The organism is Burkholderia sp. AU33803, assembly GCF_002223095.1.
Classification (GTDB): domain Bacteria; phylum Pseudomonadota; class Gammaproteobacteria; order Burkholderiales; family Burkholderiaceae; genus Burkholderia.
Window position 1 is genome coordinate 133783 of sequence record NZ_NKFJ01000008.1, and the last position, 18743, is coordinate 152525.

Genomic DNA, 18743 nt, shown 5'->3' on the forward strand with positions numbered 1-18743 from the left:
ACCGGGCGCGCGACGCGCCGCCCCGCTTCACCCAAACAACGTCTCTCTTTCCCATGTTCAGCAGATCGTTTCGCACTACGTCGGGCCACGCGCTGCTCGTCGCCGCCCTTTTTTCCGCTTTTTCCGGCGTGGCTCGCGCGGACAGCACACTCGATCGCATCCATCAACGTCACAAGATCACGATCGGCGTGATCCTGTCGGGCCCGCCGTTCGGCTCGCTCGATCCCGCGACGCAAAAACCGGTCGGCTTCAACGTCGATCTGGCGAACGACGTGGCGAAACGGCTCGGCGTCGACGTCGAACTGACGCCCGTGCAACCGTCGAACCGCGTGCAGTTCCTGCAGCAGGGCAAGGTCGACGCGCTGATCGCCAACATGGAGCTGACGACGGAGCGCGCGGAAATCCTGTCGTATGCGCCGACGCCGTTCGAGTTCATCGGCGGCGCGCTGATCACGCGCAAGGACAGCGGCATCAAGACCTGGGCCGACGTGCGCGGCAAGCCGGTCTGCGTGTCGCAAGGCAGCAACTACACGAAGCCGCTCGCGACGGAATACGGTGCGCAGGTGAAGGCGTTCCGCGGCCAGCCCGAATCGCTGCTCGCGCTTCGCGGCAACAACTGCGTGGCCGCCGTGCACGTCGCGCCGACGTTGCGCATGCTCGTCGCGCGCAATCCGGACTGGAAGGACTATGCGACGCCGCTGCCGACCGACCTGATTCCGTCGCCGTCGGTCATTTGGGTCCGCAAGGGCGAGACCGATACGCAGAACGCACTCGACCGGATCGTCCAGGACTGGCATCGCAGCGGCTGGCTGCTCGACGTCGAGCGCAAGAACGGCATGACGCCATCGCAAGCCGTGCTCGACCTGCACGCGAAGCTCAAGGCGCAACGCACATGACGGCGGCCGCCGCCGTCGATGCGCTCCGCAAGCTCGGCCTCGACTACGGCTTCGTGCTCGCCCCCGACGAACGCGCGTCGTTCGTGCACGGGATGGGCGTGACGCTCGAACTGTCGATCGCGACCGCGCTCGGCAGCCTCGCGTGCGGCGTCGTGCTCGCCGCGCTGCTGGTGTCGCCGCGCGCGGCACTGGCGCGCCCCGCGCGCGCATTCGTCGAGCTTACCCGCAACACGCCGACGCTCGTGCAATTGTTCTGCGCATTCCTCGTCGTCAACATGCTGATCAGCGCCGCACTGCGCGGTCTGGGCGGCAATCCGCTGACGCCGTTCATCTGGAGCGTGATCGTGATCTCGCTGCACAAGGGCGCGTTTCATGCGGAAGCGCTGCGCGCCGGCCTCGAAGCGGTGCCGCGCGCGACGCTCGAAGCCGCGCAGTCGCTCGGCTACAGCCGCCGCCAGCGGCTCTGGTACGTGCAGTTGCCGCTCGCTATGCGCTTCGCGCTGCCCGCGCTCGTCAACAACCTGGTCGACCTCGTGAAGATGACGACGGTCGCCTCGGCGATCGCGGTGGGCGACGTCACCTATGCGTCGATCATGATCTGGACGCAGCGCGACAACGTGCTCGAGTTGATGATCCTGATCCTGCTCTTCTTCGGCGCGCTCACGTTCACGGTCAACCTCGCGGGGCGCTGGCTCGAACACCGCTTGAGGATACCCGGCTATGGCCATTGACTCGCTCGCTTCGCCCGCGCGCCTCGTGCGCTGGCCCGTGGTCGCGGCAATACTGGCCGCGCTGGCCGTCGTCGCGCTGGCTGTTGCCGGTCGGCACCATCCGACGCTCGTCGCGCTCGCCACCTGGCTGCCCGCGCTCGGCAACGCGATGCTCGTCAACATCGGCATCAGCGCGCTGGCGATCGCGCTCGGCACGCTCGCCGGCCTCGTGCTCGGCCCGCTGACGCTGTCGCGGCTCGGCATCGCACGCGTTGCGGCGCGCGCGTACGTGCAGGTGTTTCGCAACGCGCCGCTGCTCGTGCTGATCTATTTCTCGACCTACGTATTCCCGTTCGAAATCAGGCTCGGCCACACGTCGCTGCCGTTTCCGGACTGGTTCAAGGTGACGCTCGGCCTTGCACTGCCGGCGAGCGCGAACTTCGCGGAAATCTTCCGCGGCGCGATCCAGTCGATTCCGCACGCGCAGTGGGACGCCGCGCGTTCGCTCGCGTTCAGCCGCGTGCAGGTGTTCCGCTGGATCATCCTGCCGCAATGCGTGCGCCGCATGCTGCCGCCGTGGATGAACCTGTACGCGAGCATCACGATGGCCACCGCGCTCGCGTCGCTCGTCGGCGTGCACGACCTGCTCGACACCGCGCAGGTCGCGAGCAACACCGTCGCGCGCGCCGACTTCACCGTCGTCGTCTATTTCACGGTACTCGGCCTGTTTTTCGCGTACTGCTACCCGATTGCCCGCTTCACCCGCCTTCTCGAACGACGTCATGCATTCCACTGAAACTCCGCGCGGCGCGGACGAGCCGCTCGTCCGCCTGCGCGACGTGCACCTGTCCTACGGCACGACCCCCGTGCTGCGCGGTATCGATCTCGACGTGCACCGCGGCCAGGCCGTGTCGATCATCGGGCCGTCCGGCTCCGGCAAATCGACGATCCTGCGCTGCATCACGGGGCTGTTGCGGCCGCAGCGCGGCCTGATCGACGTCGATGGCACGCGCGTCGACCAGCTCGCATCCGAGCGCGACGAAATCGCGCTGCGCAAGCGCGTCGGCTTCGTGTTCCAGCAATACAACCTGTTTCCGCACCTGAGCGTGCTCGACAACCTCGTCGCCGCGCCGGTCAGGATTCTCGGCCGCGATCGCGCCGAAGCGGTGCGCACCGCGCACGCGCTGCTCGAACGCGTGCGCCTCGGCGACAAGGCGCATGCGTACCCCGGCGAGCTGTCGGGCGGCCAGCAGCAGCGCGTCGCGATCGCCCGCGCGCTCGCGATGCAGCCCGACCTGATCCTGTTCGACGAGGTGACGTCCGCGCTGGATCCGGAAACCGTCGGCGACGTGCTGGCGGTGATTCGCGACCTCGTGCGCGACGGGATGACCTGCGTACTCGTCACGCACGAGATGCGGTTCGCCGAGGAAATCAGCGACGTCGTCTACTTCACCGAGGCGGGCGTGATCGTCGAGCACGGGCCGGCCGCGCAACTGTTCCGCGCACCGCAAAGCGCGCGCACGCGGGCTTTCCTCGCGCATGCGCTCGGCCCCGCGGGCAGCCCGCACGCCAGCCGCGACAGCGCGCCGATCGCACTCGACCTGACGCGCTTCGCGGTCTGAGTCAACGCGCTGCGTAGCGGCTCGGCGGCCGCGCGAGCCCGAGATGGTCGCGCAGCGTCGTGCCCGCGTATTCGGTGCGGAACAGGCCGCGGCGTTGCAGTTCCGGTACGACATGCTCGACGAAATCGTCGAGTCCGCCGGGGAAATAAGGCGGCATGATGTTGAAGCCGTCCGCGGCGCCACCCTCGAACCACTCCTCCAGTGCGTCCGCGACTTGCGTCGGCGTGCCCCACACGATCCGGTGCCCGCGCGCGCCGGCGACGAGGTAGTAGAGTTCGCGCAGCGTGAGGTTCTCGCGGCGTGCGAGATCGGTCAGCAGCTTCGCGCGGCTCTTCAACTGATCGGATTCGGGCAGGTCGGGCAGCGGACCGTCGAGCGGATACTTCGACACGTCATGGCCGAGACGGTCGGACAGCAGCGTCAGCGCGCCCGACGTATCGGTCCATTGCTGGAGCTGCGCATACTTGTCCTTGGCCTCCTGCTCGGTGCGGCCGATCACCGGAAATACGCCGGGCATCACGGCGATTGCGTCCTCGCCGCGGCCGTATGCCGCAAGCCGCCCCTTCAGGTCGCGATAGAAGGCCTGTGCTTCCTCGAGCGTCTGCTGCGCGGTGAACACCACTTCCGCGGTGCGCGCGGCAAGATCCTGGCCGGGGCCCGACGAGCCGGCCTGAATCACGACCGGATGGCCCTGCGGAGGGCGCGACGCGTTCAGCGGCCCCTTCACGTTGAAGAAGCGTCCGGCGTGATCGAGCGCGTGCACCTTCGCCGGGTCGAAATACACGCCGCGCGCCTTGTCCCTGACGACCGCGTCGTCGTCCCAGCTGTCCCACAGCCCCTTCACGACATCGACGAATTCGCCGGCCATCTCGTAGCGCTGCGCGTGATCGGGATGGTTGCCGCGCGTGAAGTTCGCGGCGGTGCGGTCGTACGAGGTCGTCACGACGTTCCAGGCGGCGCGCCCGCCGCTCAGGTGGTCGAGCGACGCGAACACGCGCGCGATGTGGTAAGGCTCGCTGTATGTCGTCGATGCGGTCGCCGCGAGGCCGATGTGCCGCGTGTGCATCGCGAGCGCCGACAGCAGGCTCAGCGGCTCGAAGCGCATCGCCATGGACGGATGCGCGTCCGGGCCGCTCGTCAGGCCGTCGGCGAGGAAGACCATGTCGAACTTCGCACGCTCGGCGGTCTGCACGACGCGGCGCAGCAGGTCGAAGTTCTCGCTGCCGGATTCGGCGTCGGGGTGGCGCCAGCCGGCGACGTGGTGTCCGGCGCCCTGGAGGAACAGCCCCAGGCGCATCTGGCGGCGGGAAGGTGTGCTGCGATCGGTGCTCATGATTGAAGCGACGTAAAGGTGTGGAAAAGGCGTGCGAGATCGGCCGTGCTTCGCATCGTGTCGACCAGTTCCGGGACGAACGCGAGCGCGGGATCGTGGGCAGTTGCATCCGCGAACTTCGCGGCGAGATCATCGGCACCGACGAGGCGTTCGGTGCGCTGCTGCAGCGTGTCACCGCCACGAAGCGCGATCTCGACGACCGAGAAGCGCGTCGCGGGATCGGTCGACGCACGCGGCGCGGCAGCGTCGTGGCGCCGCGTCACGCGTGCGGCAAGCGCGATCAGGTCGTCGCGCACGGGCACGTCGGCGAACGTCGCGACGCCGGGCGGCCCATCCGTCAGCGCGGCGGCCACCGCGTATTCCACGCTGAAGCGCGCTTCGAGGCCGGTTGCCGGCAGCCGGTTCGACAGCGGCGTGTCGCCGCCCGGCGGGAAGGTGACCGCGATGCCAACGATGTCCGCCGGCGCGATGCGGTGGCGAGCGCGCAGATCGAGCGCGGCCTGCACCGCGTAATGGGTTGCCGTGCAGCACGGCCACGGCTTGAAGTACAGGCCGGGCGACACGATCTGCCACGGCGCGCCCCAGTCGGCCAGCACGCGCGCCGGCTGCGCCGCGCCACCGCCGAATACGGCGAAGAATCCTTCCGGGCCGTCGAGTGCGCCCGGCGCGCCGGCCAGTCCCGCCTCGGCGAGTTCGGCGGCGAACAGCCCCGCGCGCGCCGCCAGGCCCGCGTGCAATGGCTTGACCTCGCTGCCGAACTGCAGCCGCAGCCCGGCCGACTGCGTCGCGGCGATGCCGAGCGCGTTGTCGGTGGCCGCCGCATCGAGCCCGAGCAGACGTGCCGCGGCGGCGGCCGCGCCGAGCGTGCCGAGCGTCGCGGTGTTGTGGAAACCGAGTTCGTAGTGGCGGCTGCCGAGCGCGAGACCGATCCGCGCCATCGTCTCGACGCCGACGACGTATGCGTCGAGCAGTTCGAGCGCGCTGCGTGCGCGCACCTGCGCGAGCGCGAGCAGCGCCGGCAGCAGCACGGTGCCGGGATGGCCGCGCACGCTGCTGTGCACGTCGTCGTAGTCGAGCGCGTGGCCTGCATAACCGTTGAGCAGCGCCGCATATTGCGGCGACGCCGGTGTCGCACTGCCGATGACCGCGACTGCCCCGGCCGAATCGCGACCGCACACCGCCAGCAGCTTGCGGTAACCGTTGTCGCGCGCGCCGGCGAATGCGGCGGCAAGGAAATCGAGCAGCCCGCGCCGCGCGGCTGCGATGGCGGATGGATCACGCGAGGGCTCGGCGCACGCAATCGCGGCGGCCAGCCGGCGCGTGGTGCCGTCGGGAATCGAGTGGGAAGACATGTCGGCAGTTGGGAAGTCGCGAAACGCCGCAATGGGCGGCGCAGCCGGAACCTTCCGGTTCCGGCTCCGATGGGAGCGTCGGATACTAGCGAAGCCTTCGTGCGGACCCAACCAAGTATTCGAGCTTTCTATATCGCGCATTCAGCGTTGCCCGACGGGAGCCGGGCAACTTCGCGCCGTGCATGACGCCGTCAATGAACCGGGTCAGTGCTGACCGGCAGCTTGCTGCTGCCGTGACGCGCCAGGCCGGCAGTCGACACGAGCCGTGCCGCCGACATGACGAAGCGGCGAAATTCCAGGGAGGAATAAAAATCGGGAAGCTGAATCAGAACGGGATTTCCCGGGCGTCTGAACGACCTGTCCGATCGATTCACCGCGCGGCGCCATCGCCGTGATCCCCGACGGAAGGCGTGCCATGGGCGACAAATCGCGCTTCGACACCGCTTCGCACCACCAGGTCGAAGCGCTCCGGCCGAATATGAAACAGCGTGGATTCACACGTGCGGCCGTCGGCCAGACGAGACGTACGCCGCAACACCAGCAGCGGCGCCAGCTTGCCGGTCTTGAGCAGGGCGGCGATATCGTCCGGCGCGGCCACGGCCGTCACCGACATGTCGGCGTCGGCAATGCGCCAGCCGAGCAACTGCTCCAGCAGTTCGTAAGTCGGCACGCTGTCGGCCTGCGCATAAGCGACGGCACTTGCCTCAGGCAACAGACAGGTCTGCGCGAGCGCGATCGGCTCGTCGTCGACCCAGTGCAGGCGTTCGAGATAAATGCAGCTCGTGACGTCGGCGGCGAATACTTGCTGCAAGCCCGGCGGTACGTCACATGTTTCCATTCGCAGCAACTCCATTCGCGCGCGCGCGCGCTGCCCGGCGATCGAATCGTGCAGCCCGCGCAGCACATCGAGCCGGTGCCTCAGCCGCTGCTTCGCGGCGAACGTGCCCTTGCCCTGCTTGCGCTCGACGATACGCGCGTCGGCCAGCCGATCGAGCGCGAGCCGCACGGTCACGCGGCTCACCTGAAAACGCTCGCTCAGTTGCGCCTCGGACGGCAGCTTGCCGGTCGGCTCGTAGATCCCCTGCTCGATCTCGTCGCGCAGCGTCGTCGCGATCTGCTCGTAAAGCGACGTCGCGTCGTCACGCACCAGCGTCATCGAATGTTCCTCTCCGTGCTCGGCTCGCGCTATGCGCGATCCCCGATATCGATATGAAAAGCAATTGGATCGCTCAACTTGTATTAATACGTATTATGACATCTCGACAGACGGTCGGGGCTGCCGTTTCAGTTTCACGGGGCCCGACGCACGGGGAGCATAGCAGTGACTGAAAACGCAATCGGCACGCCGCCGCTCGACGGCACGCAGGCAAGTCGCCCGCCACGGGCTGAAACGGCAGCACCCCGACCCGCCGATCCGCACCCGGCAGCCCGATCGACCAGCGCGCAGTGGCGTGCCGCGATCGGCTTCGCCGCCGCATGGATCGCGTTCTTCGCGATCGCGTGGTGGCTGCCTGCGCCCGCGCATCTGTCCGCGGAAGGCAAGGCGACGCTCGCCGTGGTCGCGTGGGTCGCGATCGTCTGGATCACCGAGGCGATTCCCGTCGGCGTGAGCGGCATCCTGCTGCCGATGCTGCTCGTGCTGTCGCACGCGAGCCCGTCGTTTCCGAAGGCGGCCAGCGGCTTCGCCGCGCCGGTCGTGTTCCTGTGCCTCGCCGCCTTTCTGTTCTCCGCGATCATGCAGGCGAGCGGGCTCGACCGCCGCATCGCGCTGCTCCTGCTCGACCGGCTGAAGGTGCGCACGGCCAACGGCGTGATCTGGGCGATGTTCGCGGTGAACTGCGTGATGGCGCTCGTCGTGCCGGCCGCGAACGCGCGTGCCGCGACGCTGCTGCCGGTCACGAACGGCATCGTCCGGCTGTTCGGCGAAACGCCGCGCGAACGCGCCGCACGCAAGGCGATCGTGATCCAGACGCTCGTGTACGGCGCGATGATCAGCGGCATGTGCATCCTGACGGCCCATCTGCCGAACATGGTCGTGTCCGGCTTGCTGGAGAAGCAGCTCGGCATCCGGATCTCTTACCTGACGTGGCTGAAGCTGCAGTGGCCCTACCTGGGGATGTTCGCGATCACGCAAGCGTGGGTGCAATTCCATTTCCGCTCGCGCGCCGTCGCGATTCCCGGTGGCCCCGACTCGATCGCGGCGATGCGCGCCGCGCAGCCGCGCGCCGCGCGCAACGACTGGGCCGTGCTCGCGCTGTTCGCGGCCGTCGCCGTGTTGTGGGCCACCGAGCCGCTGCATCACCTGTCGTCGGAAATCGTCGCGCTGATCGCGCTCGCGCTGTTGTTCGCGCCCGGCGTGTTGCGCTTCGGCTGGGCCGAAGTCGAACAGCGCACGATCTGGGGCACGCTGTTCCTGCTCGCCGGTGCGTTGTCGCTGTCGTCGGCGATCAGCGCGTCGGGGCTCGCGAGCTGGGCCGCCGATCAGGTTTACGTTGCCGCGCGCGGGCACGGCTGGTGGCTGGCGATCGCGATCGTGATGCTTGGCACGCACGTGATCCGCATCGGCATGTTGTCCAATGTCGCGGCCGTCACGATGATCGCGCCGATTGCGCTGGCGCTCGCACCGCGCCTCGGGCTGCATCCGGTCGCGTTCACGATGCTCGTCAGCGATACCGACAGCTTCGCGTATTTGCTGCCGACGCAGATCACCGCTGGCGTCATCGCTTACAGCAGCGGCGCGTTCTCGACGGCCGACTACGCGAAGGTCGGCTCGGTGGCGGTGCTGATCGCGATCGTCTACGGCCTCTGCGTGATCGCGCCGTGGTACGCGTACATGGGCATTCCCGTCTGGGACGCAAGTGCGCCCTGGCCGTTCGCGCATTGACGCGCGCCGCCTTCCGTCGACATCATTTTGCATTCCACCATGAACGAATCCAACGACGCCATCGATACCGTCGACGCGCGCGCCGCGGCGCTGCGCGACCGCCTGGGCCCGCACGTCGCGCCGCAAGGCTTGTACGAACGCCACAAACGCCTGCCGTTCGCCGGACGCGTGCGCTGCAACGTCACCCGTCTCGAAGCCGGCGAGTGGAGCGAGATCGTGCTCGACTACGAGGTCGGCTCGTCCGGCATCGCCGACGGCGGCTGGCTGAAGGCGACCTTCAAGTTCTATTCGGATTGGGCGCTGTTCCAGACGAGCGACCCGAGCGCCGCGAACTACATCAGCGCGGAGTACCTCGCGGCGCCGCTCGTGCCGGGCCAGAGCCCGGCCACCGTGCAGGCGCTGAACGTGCGCTTCGACCAGAAGGGGCATGAGCGGCCGTTCCAGAAAGCCGTGATCGTCGACATCGTCGACGGTTACGTGAACGCCGGCGACCGGATCGTGATTCGCCTCGGCGACCGCCGCCGCGGCCCCGGCACGCGGGTGCAGACCTTCGCCGAAGACAACTTCCGCTTCCGGCTCTACGTCGATCCGCTCGGCACGTCGCGCTTCGTCGCGGTGCCCGGCGACATAGCGATCGACATCCGTGCCGGTGCGCCTTCCGACGTGTTGCTGAACGGCCCGCGCTTCGTGCAGCCCGGCACGCGCGCACCATTCCGGCTGTCGCTGCAGGACCGCTGGGGCAACGCGTGCCGCGAGGTCGGCGGCCATGCGCGTGTCGTCGCGTATGACGTTCGCGGCGAGATCGTCTACCGGCGCGAACACGCGCTGCCCGATGCGGACTTTGCAAGCTGCGCGGTGGACGACCTGCCGGTCGACGCGGGCACGCTGCGCATCGTCGCCGACGTGCCGACGCGCCCGGATGTGCGCGCGGCCGAAGCATGGCTGACGATCGACGCGTCGCTGCCCGCGCCGCGCGCGCTGTATGCGGATCTGCATGTGCACGCACATGACACGGTCGGCACCAACAGCCCCGAGTACAACGCGCGCTACGCCCGCGACATCGGCGGCATCGACGTGCTCGGCTATACCGCGAACGACTTCCAGATCACCGACGAGAACTGGCAGCTCGGCGTCGATGCGGTCGAGCGCTTCAACGAACCGGGCCGCTTCGTCGTGTATCCGGTACAGGAATGGTGCGGCAGCTCGACCGCCGGCGGCGATCACAACGTGGTGTTCCTCGGCGACGCGCGACCGGATTTTCCGTACAACGCGCGCGGCGAGCACAATCGCACGCTCGTCTGGAACGAGGACATGAAGGGCACGGCGGTCGAGCTCGGCCGCTGGCCCGTCGAAGAACTGTGGGATGCGTATGCGGACGATGCCGCGCAACATCTCGTGATGCCGCATGTCGGCGGCCGCCGCTACATTCCGGACTGGCACCACCCCGAGCTTGAACGGCTCGTCGAGATCGCGTCGTCGTGGGGCCACTTCGGCTGGCTGTATCAGGATGTGATCGAACGCGGCTACCCGCTCGGCGTCGCGGCCAGCGGCGACGAACATCGCGGCCGGCCGGGCGGCGGCGCACCCGGCGTGCAGGTCTTCGGCGTACATGGCGGGCTGACGGGCGTGCTCGCCCCCGCACTCGATCGCAAGCACGTCGGCGAAGCACTGCGTGCGCGCCGCACATGGGCGACCACCGGCGAGCACAGTGCGCTGCTCGTGCGCTGCGGCGATCACTGGCAAGGCGACGCATTCGCGCACCATGGGCCGGCTCGGCTCCACTACCGGCTGCTCGGCCAGTCCGGGTGGGAATACGTGGCCGCGTACGATCACGAGGGTCTGCTCTGGGAGCGCAACCTGCATGCGGAACTCGGCTACGCGGAGCGCCTCGTCCGGGTGCGCTGGGGCGGCGCCCGCATTCGCGATCGCTACCGCTGGGCCGCGTGGCGCGGCCGGATCCGGATCGTCAACGGCACGATCCACCGTTTCGGGTCTAACGGGTTCGAGCATGTCGAGGAATCGGCATGGCGCACTGGCGCGACCGACGTCGAATTCCGCAGCGACACTTACGGCGACGCCGACAGCATCGAGCTCGACATCGGCAATCTCGCCGCCGCGACGATCGTGGTCGAAGGCACGATCGACAGCTTCGCGAAGGTCGGCGATCCGTTGCAGCGCAATCCATTCGTCCATGCGCCTGAATTCCGTTTCGAGATCAGCGGTGCGGAACTGCTCGCGAGTGGGACGGCGACGCATGCGCTTGGCGGAACGGAGCTGTTCGTCGCGCTCGAGCGACTGACCGACCAGCCGCTGCCCGTCGATCTCTCCGGCAGCATCGAGGTCGAGCCCGGCCATGCGGAGTTCGGCTACCGCCCTGTCTATTTCTTTGGGCGGCAACGCAACGACAGCAAGGTGTGGTCGTCGGCTCAGTTCATCACGTTCGGCTAGGTTTTTAGCACCACCCTGCCGTGCTCGTTGCCGCCGTGCAGCTGGACCACGTTCTTTGCCGGATCGATGCCAATAACCGTAGCCATCATGACGGGAGCGCCTATTCGTTGACGTGGTGCACGCACAATCCCACTTTTGCACGACTGCGACGTTTCCGGTTGGGGCGTCCATCCCATTGCTTTCGGGCCGCATAAGCTAACCGGTCACCGGGTGCCCGGCGCCGGAGGCTGCGATCGCTGCAACGGAGCAGATCACGATGACGATGCGGGAACCGGGGACGCAGCCGCCCTGGCAACGGCATGCCGCAAACAGTCACGCCGTATCCGCCGTGGCGAAGACGCCCGGGGGCAGCGGTCGGTTCGCGACATCGTATGCCTCGGCGCGCGTGAGGCCGAGCGTCTGCAGCACCAGGGCCGCCACCCGCTCCGGCATGCCGCTCGCCGACGCAGCCGTCGTGTGACACTCCGCGGCGATCGCCGCGAGAATCGTTCCGGTCATCGCCAGCACGCTCATCAGCGGATCGTCGACGACGAAGCGGCGTGCGGCGATGCCGCGTTCGCTGTCCCGCCGCAACCGCCGGCCGAGCCCGTGGTCGAGCGCGCGCACCGAGAAGCCCTCCCGCATCAGGAACCGGGCCCACAGCCGCTCGCGGCGCGCACGCATCAGCGTGTGGCGTACGCAGACGGACACGACCTCGGCGGGATCGGACAAGCCGCTCGCGAGACGCTCGAGCCCGTCCGCAAAATCGTCGAACACCCACTCCGTCAGCGCGGCGAAGATGCCGTCCTTCGATTCGAAGTGGTAGTAGAACGAACCGAACCCCACATCCGCCGCCTCGGTGATCTCGCTGATCGCCACGTTGTCCGGCCCCTTTTCCGCCATCAACCTGAACGCCGCGTGCAGCAGCCGCATGCGCGTGGCCTCCTTGCGCCGGGCGCCGCGCGGCTGGCGCGGCGCCGCTACACCGGCGCGGCCGGCAGGCCGAAGGGGCCCGACTGTCCGATCGTCCATGAGCCCGCCTCCCCTTCCTCTATTCGATAGAACTTTCTGCATGGCGCAATTTTAGATCCACGACTCATACTTGACAACTTTATCAGTTATGAGTTTAATCTCGAAAATCACAGCATCCGGCTCCTGTCGAGGGGCTGTGCCCGACGCGCGGCAGCAAGCGAAATCGGCGCCAAAAGCGCCGAGCACGCCGTAACCGCCGCTTCGTCACCCGTCGTGTCGCGCGCGGCTTCGGCCGCAACGACGAGCGGTGCCGCTCGGCTTTGCGCGGTGGTCGCCGGTCGAAGCGCTGCGTGCGCATCCGCACGTTCGCGTCTGCCCCGCACAGGGAATCGGCATGCCTGCAGCCGGAGCAAGCCGTAATTGAAATATCGCAGTACTGATTGATATGCAGAATCGACAGCGACGAACGCGCCGCGCCGCATCTGCATGAATCCGGGCGCCTCCGTGGTCGCCCAACCCTGTTCAGTTGACCCTCACTTGTCTTGGAAACATCGTGAAATCACCCGGTCTTGACGCGCGAACCTTCACGCGCCCGCTTCTGACACGCATCGTCCCGCCGGCCCGGCGAGCGCCCGTCGCCATCGCGTGCTGCGCCATTCTGCTGACGGCCTGCCATTCGCACGAGACGCCCGCGCCCGAACTGCAGCCGGTGGTCGCACTGGCGGTGCACGAGGACAACGACACGGCGCAGCGTGTGCTGCCGGCGCAGGTTCAGGCACGCTATTCGACGCCGCTGTCGTTTCGCGTCGGCGGCAAGATCGTCGAGCGGCGCGTGCGAATCGGCGACACGGTGAAAGCCGGCCAGGCCCTCGCGACGCTCGACCCGGCCGATCTGCGCAACACGTTGCTGAATGCGCGTGCGCAACTCGATGCGGCCGAGCACCGTGTTGCGTACACCAAACAGCAACTGGATCGCGATCGCGCGCAGGCGCAGGCCAACCTGATCGCACCGGCACAACTCGAGACGACGCAGGACGCGTATGCGTCGGCGGTCGCGCAGCGCGATTCCGCGCTCGCGCAAATGGCGCTCGCCGGCGATCACCTGCGCTACGCGACACTGACGGCCGATCACGACGGCGTGATCACGTCCGAAGATGCCGATACCGGGCAAAACGTCGAGCCCGGCCAGGCCGTGTTCCATCTCGACTGGAGCGGCGATCTCGACATCGTGTGCGACGTGTCGGAGCGCGACCTGCCCGCTCTCGCGGTCGGTCGCCCCGCTCGTGTCAGCCTGACGGCCCTTCCGGGCAAGGTGCTCGATGCGCGCGTGCGCGAAGTCGCCGCTGCCGCCGATCCGCAGAGCCGCACCTGGCGCGTGAAGCTGACGCTGCTCTCGTCGGGGCCGGACGTGCGCTCCGGTATGACGGCGAACGTGACGTTCGATGCTGCCGCGGGGCCCGCTGCGGACCGCGCGATCACGCTGCCGGCCACCGCGCTCTTTCACCGCGGCGAGGCCCCGGCCGTGTGGGTCGTCCGAAAGGGCAGCGACACGCTCGAACTGCGCGCGGTGACGATCGGCCGCTACGACGAACGCACGGTCACCGTCACGTCCGGCCTCGCGAACGACGAGCGCGTCGTGATGCAGGGCGTTCACACGGTCAGTGCCGGCGAGCGCGTGCGCATCGTGCCGCCGCTGCATGCGGAGGATCTCGCATCATGAACGCTCCGCAACATCCGCACGGCACCGGCGACGGACATCGCGCCCAGGCCGGAGCCGCGTCGAGCGACGCTGACCACTTCAACCTGTCCGCATGGGCATTGAAGCACCAGCAACTGGTGATCTTCCTGATCGGCCTCGCGACGATCTTCGGCGTGATCGGCTATACGCGTCTCGCGCAATCGGAGGATCCGCCGTTCACGTTCCGCACGATGGTGATCCAGACCTACTGGCCCGGCGCGACGGCGCGCGACGTGCAGGAACAGGTCACGGACCGGATCGGCCGCCAGCTGCAGGCGGCGCCGTACGTCGACAACATCAAGAGCTATTCGCGGCCCGGCGAGTCGATGATCTTCTTCTCGATGAAGGATTCCGCGCCGGTCGACCAGGTACCTGAGACCTGGTACCAGGTGCGCAAGAAGGTCGGCGACATCCGCGCGACACTGCCCAAAGGCACCGTCGGCCCGTTCTTCAACGATGAATTCGGCGACGTGTACACCAATATCTACGCGCTGGAAGGCGACGGCTATTCGCCCGCGCAACTGCACGACTATGCGGACCGGCTGCGTGCCGTACTGTTGCGCGTGCCGGGCGTCGCGAAGGTCGACTACTTCGGCGATCCCGCCCAGCACGTGTTCGTCGAGATCTCGAACGCGCAGTTGACGCGCCTCGCGATCACGCCGCAGCAGCTCGCGCAGGCGATCGACGCACAGAATGCCGTCGCGCCGGCCGGCACCATCACGACCGCGGACGACCGCGTGTTCGTGCGGCCGAGCGGCGCGTTCAAGGACACGCAGGCGCTCGCCGACATGCTCGTCACCGTGAATGGCCGGACGTTCCGGCTGGGCGACGTCGCGACCGTCACGCGCGGCTACGACGATCCGCCCGTCACGCAGATGCGGACGAACGGCCACGCGGTGCTCGGCATCGGCGTCACGATGCAGAAAGGCGGCGACGTGATCGACCTCGGCAAGGCGCTGGATGCGAACGCGGCCGAACTGCAGGCGGGCCTGCCGGCCGGCCTGCAGCTGACGGCGGTGGCGAGCATGCCGCACGCGGTCAAGCACTCGGTGGACGACTTCGTCGAAGCGGTCGGCGAAGCCGTCGCGATCGTGCTCGTCGTGAGCCTCGTGTCGCTCGGCCTGCGCACCGGCATGGTCGTCGTCATCACGATTCCGATCGTGCTGGCCGTGACGGCGCTCTGCATGCACGTATTCGGTATCGGCCTGGACAAGGTGTCGCTCGGCACGCTGGTGCTCGCGCTCGGGCTGCTGGTGGACGACGCGATCATCGCCGTCGAAATGATGGCCGTGAAGCTCGAACAGGGCTGGAGCCGCACGCGCGCCGCGGCATTCGCGTACACGAGCACGGCGTTCCCGATGCTCACGGGCACGCTCGTCACCGTGTCGGGCTTCCTGCCGATCGCGCTCGCGAAATCGAGTACCGGCGAATACACGCGCTCGATCTTCGAGGTATCGGCAATCGCGCTGATCGTGTCGTGGTTCGCGGCCGTCGTGCTGGTGCCGCTGCTCGGCTACCACTTGCTGCCCGAACGAGCGCATCACGACGGTCATGCGCATGGCGACGCGGTGTACGACACGGGCTTCTACCGGCGCCTGTCCGGATGGATCTCGGCCTGCATCGAGCGCCGCTGGGTCGTGCTCGGCGTGACGGCCGTGCTGTTCGCGATCGCGATGGCCGCGTTCACGCGCGTGCCGCAGCAGTTTTTCCCGAATTCGGAACGGCCGGAACTGCTGGTGGACATGCGTCTGCCGGAAGGCGCATCGTTCGACGCGACGCTGCGCGAGGCCAGGCGGCTCGAGACGGTGCTCGACGGCCGGCCTGAAATCGCGCACGTCGTCGATTTCGTGGGCACCGGCGCGCCGCGCTTCTACCTGCCGCTCGACCAGCAGTTGCAGCAGCCGAATTTCGCGCAGTTCGTGATCACGGCGAAGGACATCGAATCGCGCGATCGCCTGTCGCACTGGCTCGAGTCGACGCTCGCGAGCAGCTTCCCGACCGTGCGCACCCGAGTCGCGCGGCTCGAGAACGGCCCGCCCGTCGGGTTCCCGATCAAGTTCCGCGTCAGCGGCGACGACATCGCGACCGTACGCGGCATCGCCGAGAAAGTCGCGGACCAGGTGCGCGCCGACGCCCGCACGCGCAACGTGCAGTTCGACTGGGACGAGCCGGCCGAGCGATCGGTGTCGTTCGACATCGACCAGCTCAAGGCACGCCAGCTCGGCGTGACGTCGGAAGACGTGTCGGGCTTCCTCGCGATGACGCTGTCGGGCTACACGGTCACGCAGTATCGCGAGCGCGACAAGCTGGTCGACGTCGACCTGCGCGCGCCGAAGCGCGAACGCATCGACCCGTCGAAGCTCGCGGGCCTGGCGATCCCCACGCCGCATGGCCCGGTGCCGCTCGGCACGATCGGTCACGTGCGCGACACGCTCGAATACGGCGTGATCTGGGAACGCGACCGCCAGCCGACCGTCACCGTGCAGGCCGACGTGCGCGGCGAAGCGCCGAGCATCGGCGTGACGCGGGACATCGACGCGGCGCTCGCGACGGTGCGCGCCGCGCTGCCGGCCGGATACCGGATCGAGATCGGCGGCGCCGCCGAGGAAAGCATGAAGGGCCAGACGTCGATCAACGCGCAGATGCCGCTGATGATCATCGCGGTGCTGACGCTGCTGATGATCCAGCTCAAGCGCTTCTCGCGCACCTTCATCGTCGTGCTGACGGCGCCGCTCGGCCTGATCGGCGTGGTCGCCGCGCTGCTGCTGTTCGGCAAGCCGTTCGGGTTCGTCGCGCTGCTCGGCGTGATCGCGATGTTCGGGATCATCATGCGCAACTCGGTGATCCTCGTCGACCAGATCGACCAGGACATCGCCGCCGGGCAGCCGCGCTTCACCGCGATCGTCGGCGCGACCGTGCGCCGCTTCCGGCCGATCATGCTGACGGCCGCCGCCGCGGTGCTGGCGCTGATTCCGCTGCTGCGCTCCGGCTTCTTCGGCCCGATGGCCACCGCGCTGATGGGCGGGATCACGATCGCGACGGTGCTGACCATCTTCTTCCTGCCGGCCCTCTATGCGACGTGCTTCAAGGTACGCAGCGACGAACGCGAGTCGCGCGCAATGGACGTCGCCTCCTCGGAGACATGCTGATGAAATTCCCTCGTATCACCTCGGTGCTCGCCGCGAGCGCCGCGCTCGGCCTGGGCGGCTGCGCGATGGCCCCGAGCAGCACGCCGCCCGCGATGCCGTCGCCGGCGAACTACGGCGCGACGCCGCAGGCACCGCGCACCGCCGAAGCGGCGGGCGTCGCGCAGCAATTCGACGTCGGCGCCGCGCCGGTTCCGCAGTGGTGGCGGCTCTATCGCTCCAGCGCGCTCGACGCGCTGGTCGACGAAGGGCTGCGCGCCAATCCGACGCTCGCCGCGACGGAAAAGACGCTCGCCGCCGCGCAGGAGGAGCTGCGCGCGCAGGTCGGCGCGTCGACGCTGCCGTCGATCGATGCGAACGCGCAGGTGGCCCGCACGCGCACGCCGGACATTTCCGGCGCGGGCGCGCAAAACCTGCGCTACAACGTATTCGTCGGACAACTGCAGGCGCATTACACGTTCGACCTGTTCGGCGCCACACGGTATGCGAACGCGGCGAGCGCCGCGCGTGTCGACGTGCGCGGCTGCGAACTCGAAGCGGCGCGGCGCGCGCTGGCGGCCAACATCGTCGGCACCGCCATCGGCGCGGCGGCGCTCGACCGCCAGATCCTGTTGACCGAGCGCCTGGTCGCCGTGGCCGACGCGGCCGCGCGCGAGGACCAGCAGCGCTACGCGCTCGGCGCGATGTCGCACGTGCAGGCGCTGGCCTCGGCGCAGGATGCCGCGTCGCTCGCCGCGACGCTGCCGCCGTTGCGCCAGCAACGCGCACGCGCGGTTCACGCGCTGGCGATCCTGCTGGGCCGTACGCCTGACGCGGCGCCGCCGATTCCGGCGTTCAGCGGGTTGTCGCTGCCGGCCCACGTGCCCGTGGCCGTGCCGTCCGACCTGCTGCAGGCGCGCCCGGACATTCGCGCGGCCGCGGCCGCCGTGAAGGCCGCATCGGCCGACGTCGGCGAAGCGACCGCGCAGTTGTTCCCGAGCCTGTCGCTCACCGCGACGATGGGGCGCGGCGGCTTCAGCTGGCCGGCGCTGCTGTCGGGTGCGGGCGGGCTGTGGGCGGTCGGCGCCGGGCTGTCGCAGCCGCTGTTCCACGGCGGCGCGCTGCTGGCTCACCGCCGCGCGACACGCGACGCGTACGACGCGGCCGTGCTGCAGTACAAGGCGACGGTGCTGTCCGCGTTCGGCGACGTTGCCGATTCGCTCGCCGCGCTGGAAAACGACGCCGAGGCGCTGGCCGCGAACGAACTCGCGGCGCGCGCGGCCGGCGAAGGCTTCGACGAAACGGTGCAGCGCCGCGCGCTCGGTGCGGTGCCGATGACCGCGCAACGGGCGAGCGAGCGGCAGTACCTGAATGCGGAGCTCGATTCGGTGCGCGCCGCGAGCCGTCGAATGATCGATACGGCCGCGCTGCTGCAGGCGATGGGCGAGTTGCCGCCCGACGCAGGTGCGACGGTCGTGGCCCGGCAGTAATCGCGGCGGGGCGCGCGGCGGGCCACGCGTCGGGCCGGTTGCGTGCCTGCGGGCCGCGCCGGACCGAATCCGGAGGCCCGATGCGCGCCGCCGCTCGTGACGATGAATGTTCGGCGCGTCGCGCGGGATGAACCGGCGTCGCGACGACGCGGCATACCGCATCGGGCATCCGGTATGCCGGATGCCCGACCGTA

13 protein-coding genes are annotated in these 18743 nt (G+C 68.6%); 9 read left to right on the forward strand and 4 right to left on the reverse strand.

The window, feature by feature from the left end:
- Positions 1-53 precede the first annotated feature (53 nt).
- From CFB41_RS32160 to CFB41_RS32175, 4 genes are read left to right on the forward strand one after another with little or no spacing between them, the layout of a single operon-like run.
- Positions 54-896: a transporter substrate-binding domain-containing protein gene (locus CFB41_RS32160; protein ID WP_089459369.1), complete on the forward strand. Its 843-nt coding sequence runs from the start codon at positions 54-56 to the stop codon at positions 894-896.
- Entirely contained in the window at positions 893-1627 is a 735-nt protein-coding gene (locus CFB41_RS32165; protein ID WP_089459370.1) for an amino acid ABC transporter permease, read from the forward strand. The genes CFB41_RS32160 and CFB41_RS32165 overlap by 4 nt, the downstream gene beginning before the upstream one ends.
- Positions 1617-2402, forward strand: a complete 786-nt coding sequence (locus CFB41_RS32170; protein ID WP_089459371.1) for an amino acid ABC transporter permease — start codon at positions 1617-1619, stop codon at positions 2400-2402. The genes CFB41_RS32165 and CFB41_RS32170 overlap by 11 nt, the downstream gene beginning before the upstream one ends.
- Positions 2389-3228 carry an amino acid ABC transporter ATP-binding protein gene (locus tag CFB41_RS32175; protein WP_089459372.1) on the forward strand — a complete coding sequence of 280 codons (840 nt, stop codon included), beginning with the start codon at positions 2389-2391 and terminating at the stop codon, positions 3226-3228. The genes CFB41_RS32170 and CFB41_RS32175 overlap by 14 nt, the downstream gene beginning before the upstream one ends.
- Before the next feature lies 1 nt (position 3229).
- Here the strand turns inward: CFB41_RS32175 and CFB41_RS32180 are convergent, their stop codons facing one another.
- The 3 genes from CFB41_RS32180 to CFB41_RS32190 all read right to left on the reverse strand — a co-directional run bounded on the left by CFB41_RS32180 (position 3230) and on the right by CFB41_RS32190 (position 7069).
- A complete protein-coding gene (locus tag CFB41_RS32180; RefSeq protein WP_089459373.1) occupies positions 3230-4561 on the reverse strand; it encodes an LLM class flavin-dependent oxidoreductase in 1332 nt (443 codons plus the stop codon).
- On the reverse strand, positions 4558-5913 hold the full coding sequence (locus CFB41_RS32185) for an MmgE/PrpD family protein (RefSeq protein WP_089459374.1): 1356 nt from the start codon (positions 5911-5913) through the stop codon (positions 4558-4560). The genes CFB41_RS32180 and CFB41_RS32185 overlap by 4 nt, the downstream gene beginning before the upstream one ends.
- A 370-nt stretch (positions 5914-6283) precedes the next feature.
- Complete coding sequence (locus CFB41_RS32190) at positions 6284-7069, reverse strand: GntR family transcriptional regulator (protein WP_089459375.1); 786 nt, start codon at positions 7067-7069, stop codon at positions 6284-6286.
- A 165-nt stretch (positions 7070-7234) separates the two neighbouring features.
- Here CFB41_RS32190 and CFB41_RS32195 point away from each other — a divergent pair, with 165 nt between their 5' ends.
- Both CFB41_RS32195 and CFB41_RS32200 read left to right on the forward strand, forming a co-directional pair.
- Positions 7235-8797 carry an anion permease gene (locus CFB41_RS32195; protein WP_256941327.1) on the forward strand — a complete coding sequence of 521 codons (1563 nt, stop codon included), beginning with the start codon at positions 7235-7237 and terminating at the stop codon, positions 8795-8797.
- Positions 8798-8836: 39 nt separating this feature from the next.
- The gene (locus tag CFB41_RS32200) at positions 8837-11245 is read left to right on the forward strand and encodes a hypothetical protein (RefSeq protein ID WP_089459377.1); all 2409 of its coding nucleotides are present in this window, start codon (positions 8837-8839) and stop codon (positions 11243-11245) included.
- Positions 11246-11557: 312 nt separating this feature from the next.
- On the opposite strand, the gene CFB41_RS32205 is transcribed toward CFB41_RS32200, so the two are convergent.
- Positions 11558-12256 carry a TetR/AcrR family transcriptional regulator gene (locus CFB41_RS32205; protein ID WP_089459378.1) on the reverse strand — a complete coding sequence of 233 codons (699 nt, stop codon included), beginning with the start codon at positions 12254-12256 and terminating at the stop codon, positions 11558-11560.
- A gap of 493 nt (positions 12257-12749) precedes the next feature.
- Between CFB41_RS32205 and CFB41_RS32210 the strand changes: the two genes are divergently transcribed.
- Genes CFB41_RS32210 through CFB41_RS32220 form a run of 3 tightly spaced genes read left to right on the forward strand, consistent with a single transcriptional unit; the run spans position 12750 to position 18549 of the window.
- Positions 12750-13916 carry an efflux RND transporter periplasmic adaptor subunit gene (locus CFB41_RS32210; protein ID WP_089459379.1) on the forward strand — a complete coding sequence of 389 codons (1167 nt, stop codon included), beginning with the start codon at positions 12750-12752 and terminating at the stop codon, positions 13914-13916.
- A complete protein-coding gene (locus CFB41_RS32215) occupies positions 13913-17083 on the forward strand; it encodes an efflux RND transporter permease subunit (RefSeq protein ID WP_089459380.1) in 3171 nt (1056 codons plus the stop codon). The genes CFB41_RS32210 and CFB41_RS32215 overlap by 4 nt, the downstream gene beginning before the upstream one ends.
- On the forward strand, positions 17083-18549 hold the full coding sequence (locus CFB41_RS32220) for an efflux transporter outer membrane subunit (RefSeq protein WP_089459737.1): 1467 nt from the start codon (positions 17083-17085) through the stop codon (positions 18547-18549). The genes CFB41_RS32215 and CFB41_RS32220 overlap by 1 nt, the downstream gene beginning before the upstream one ends.
- Positions 18550-18743: the final 194 nt, after the last annotated feature.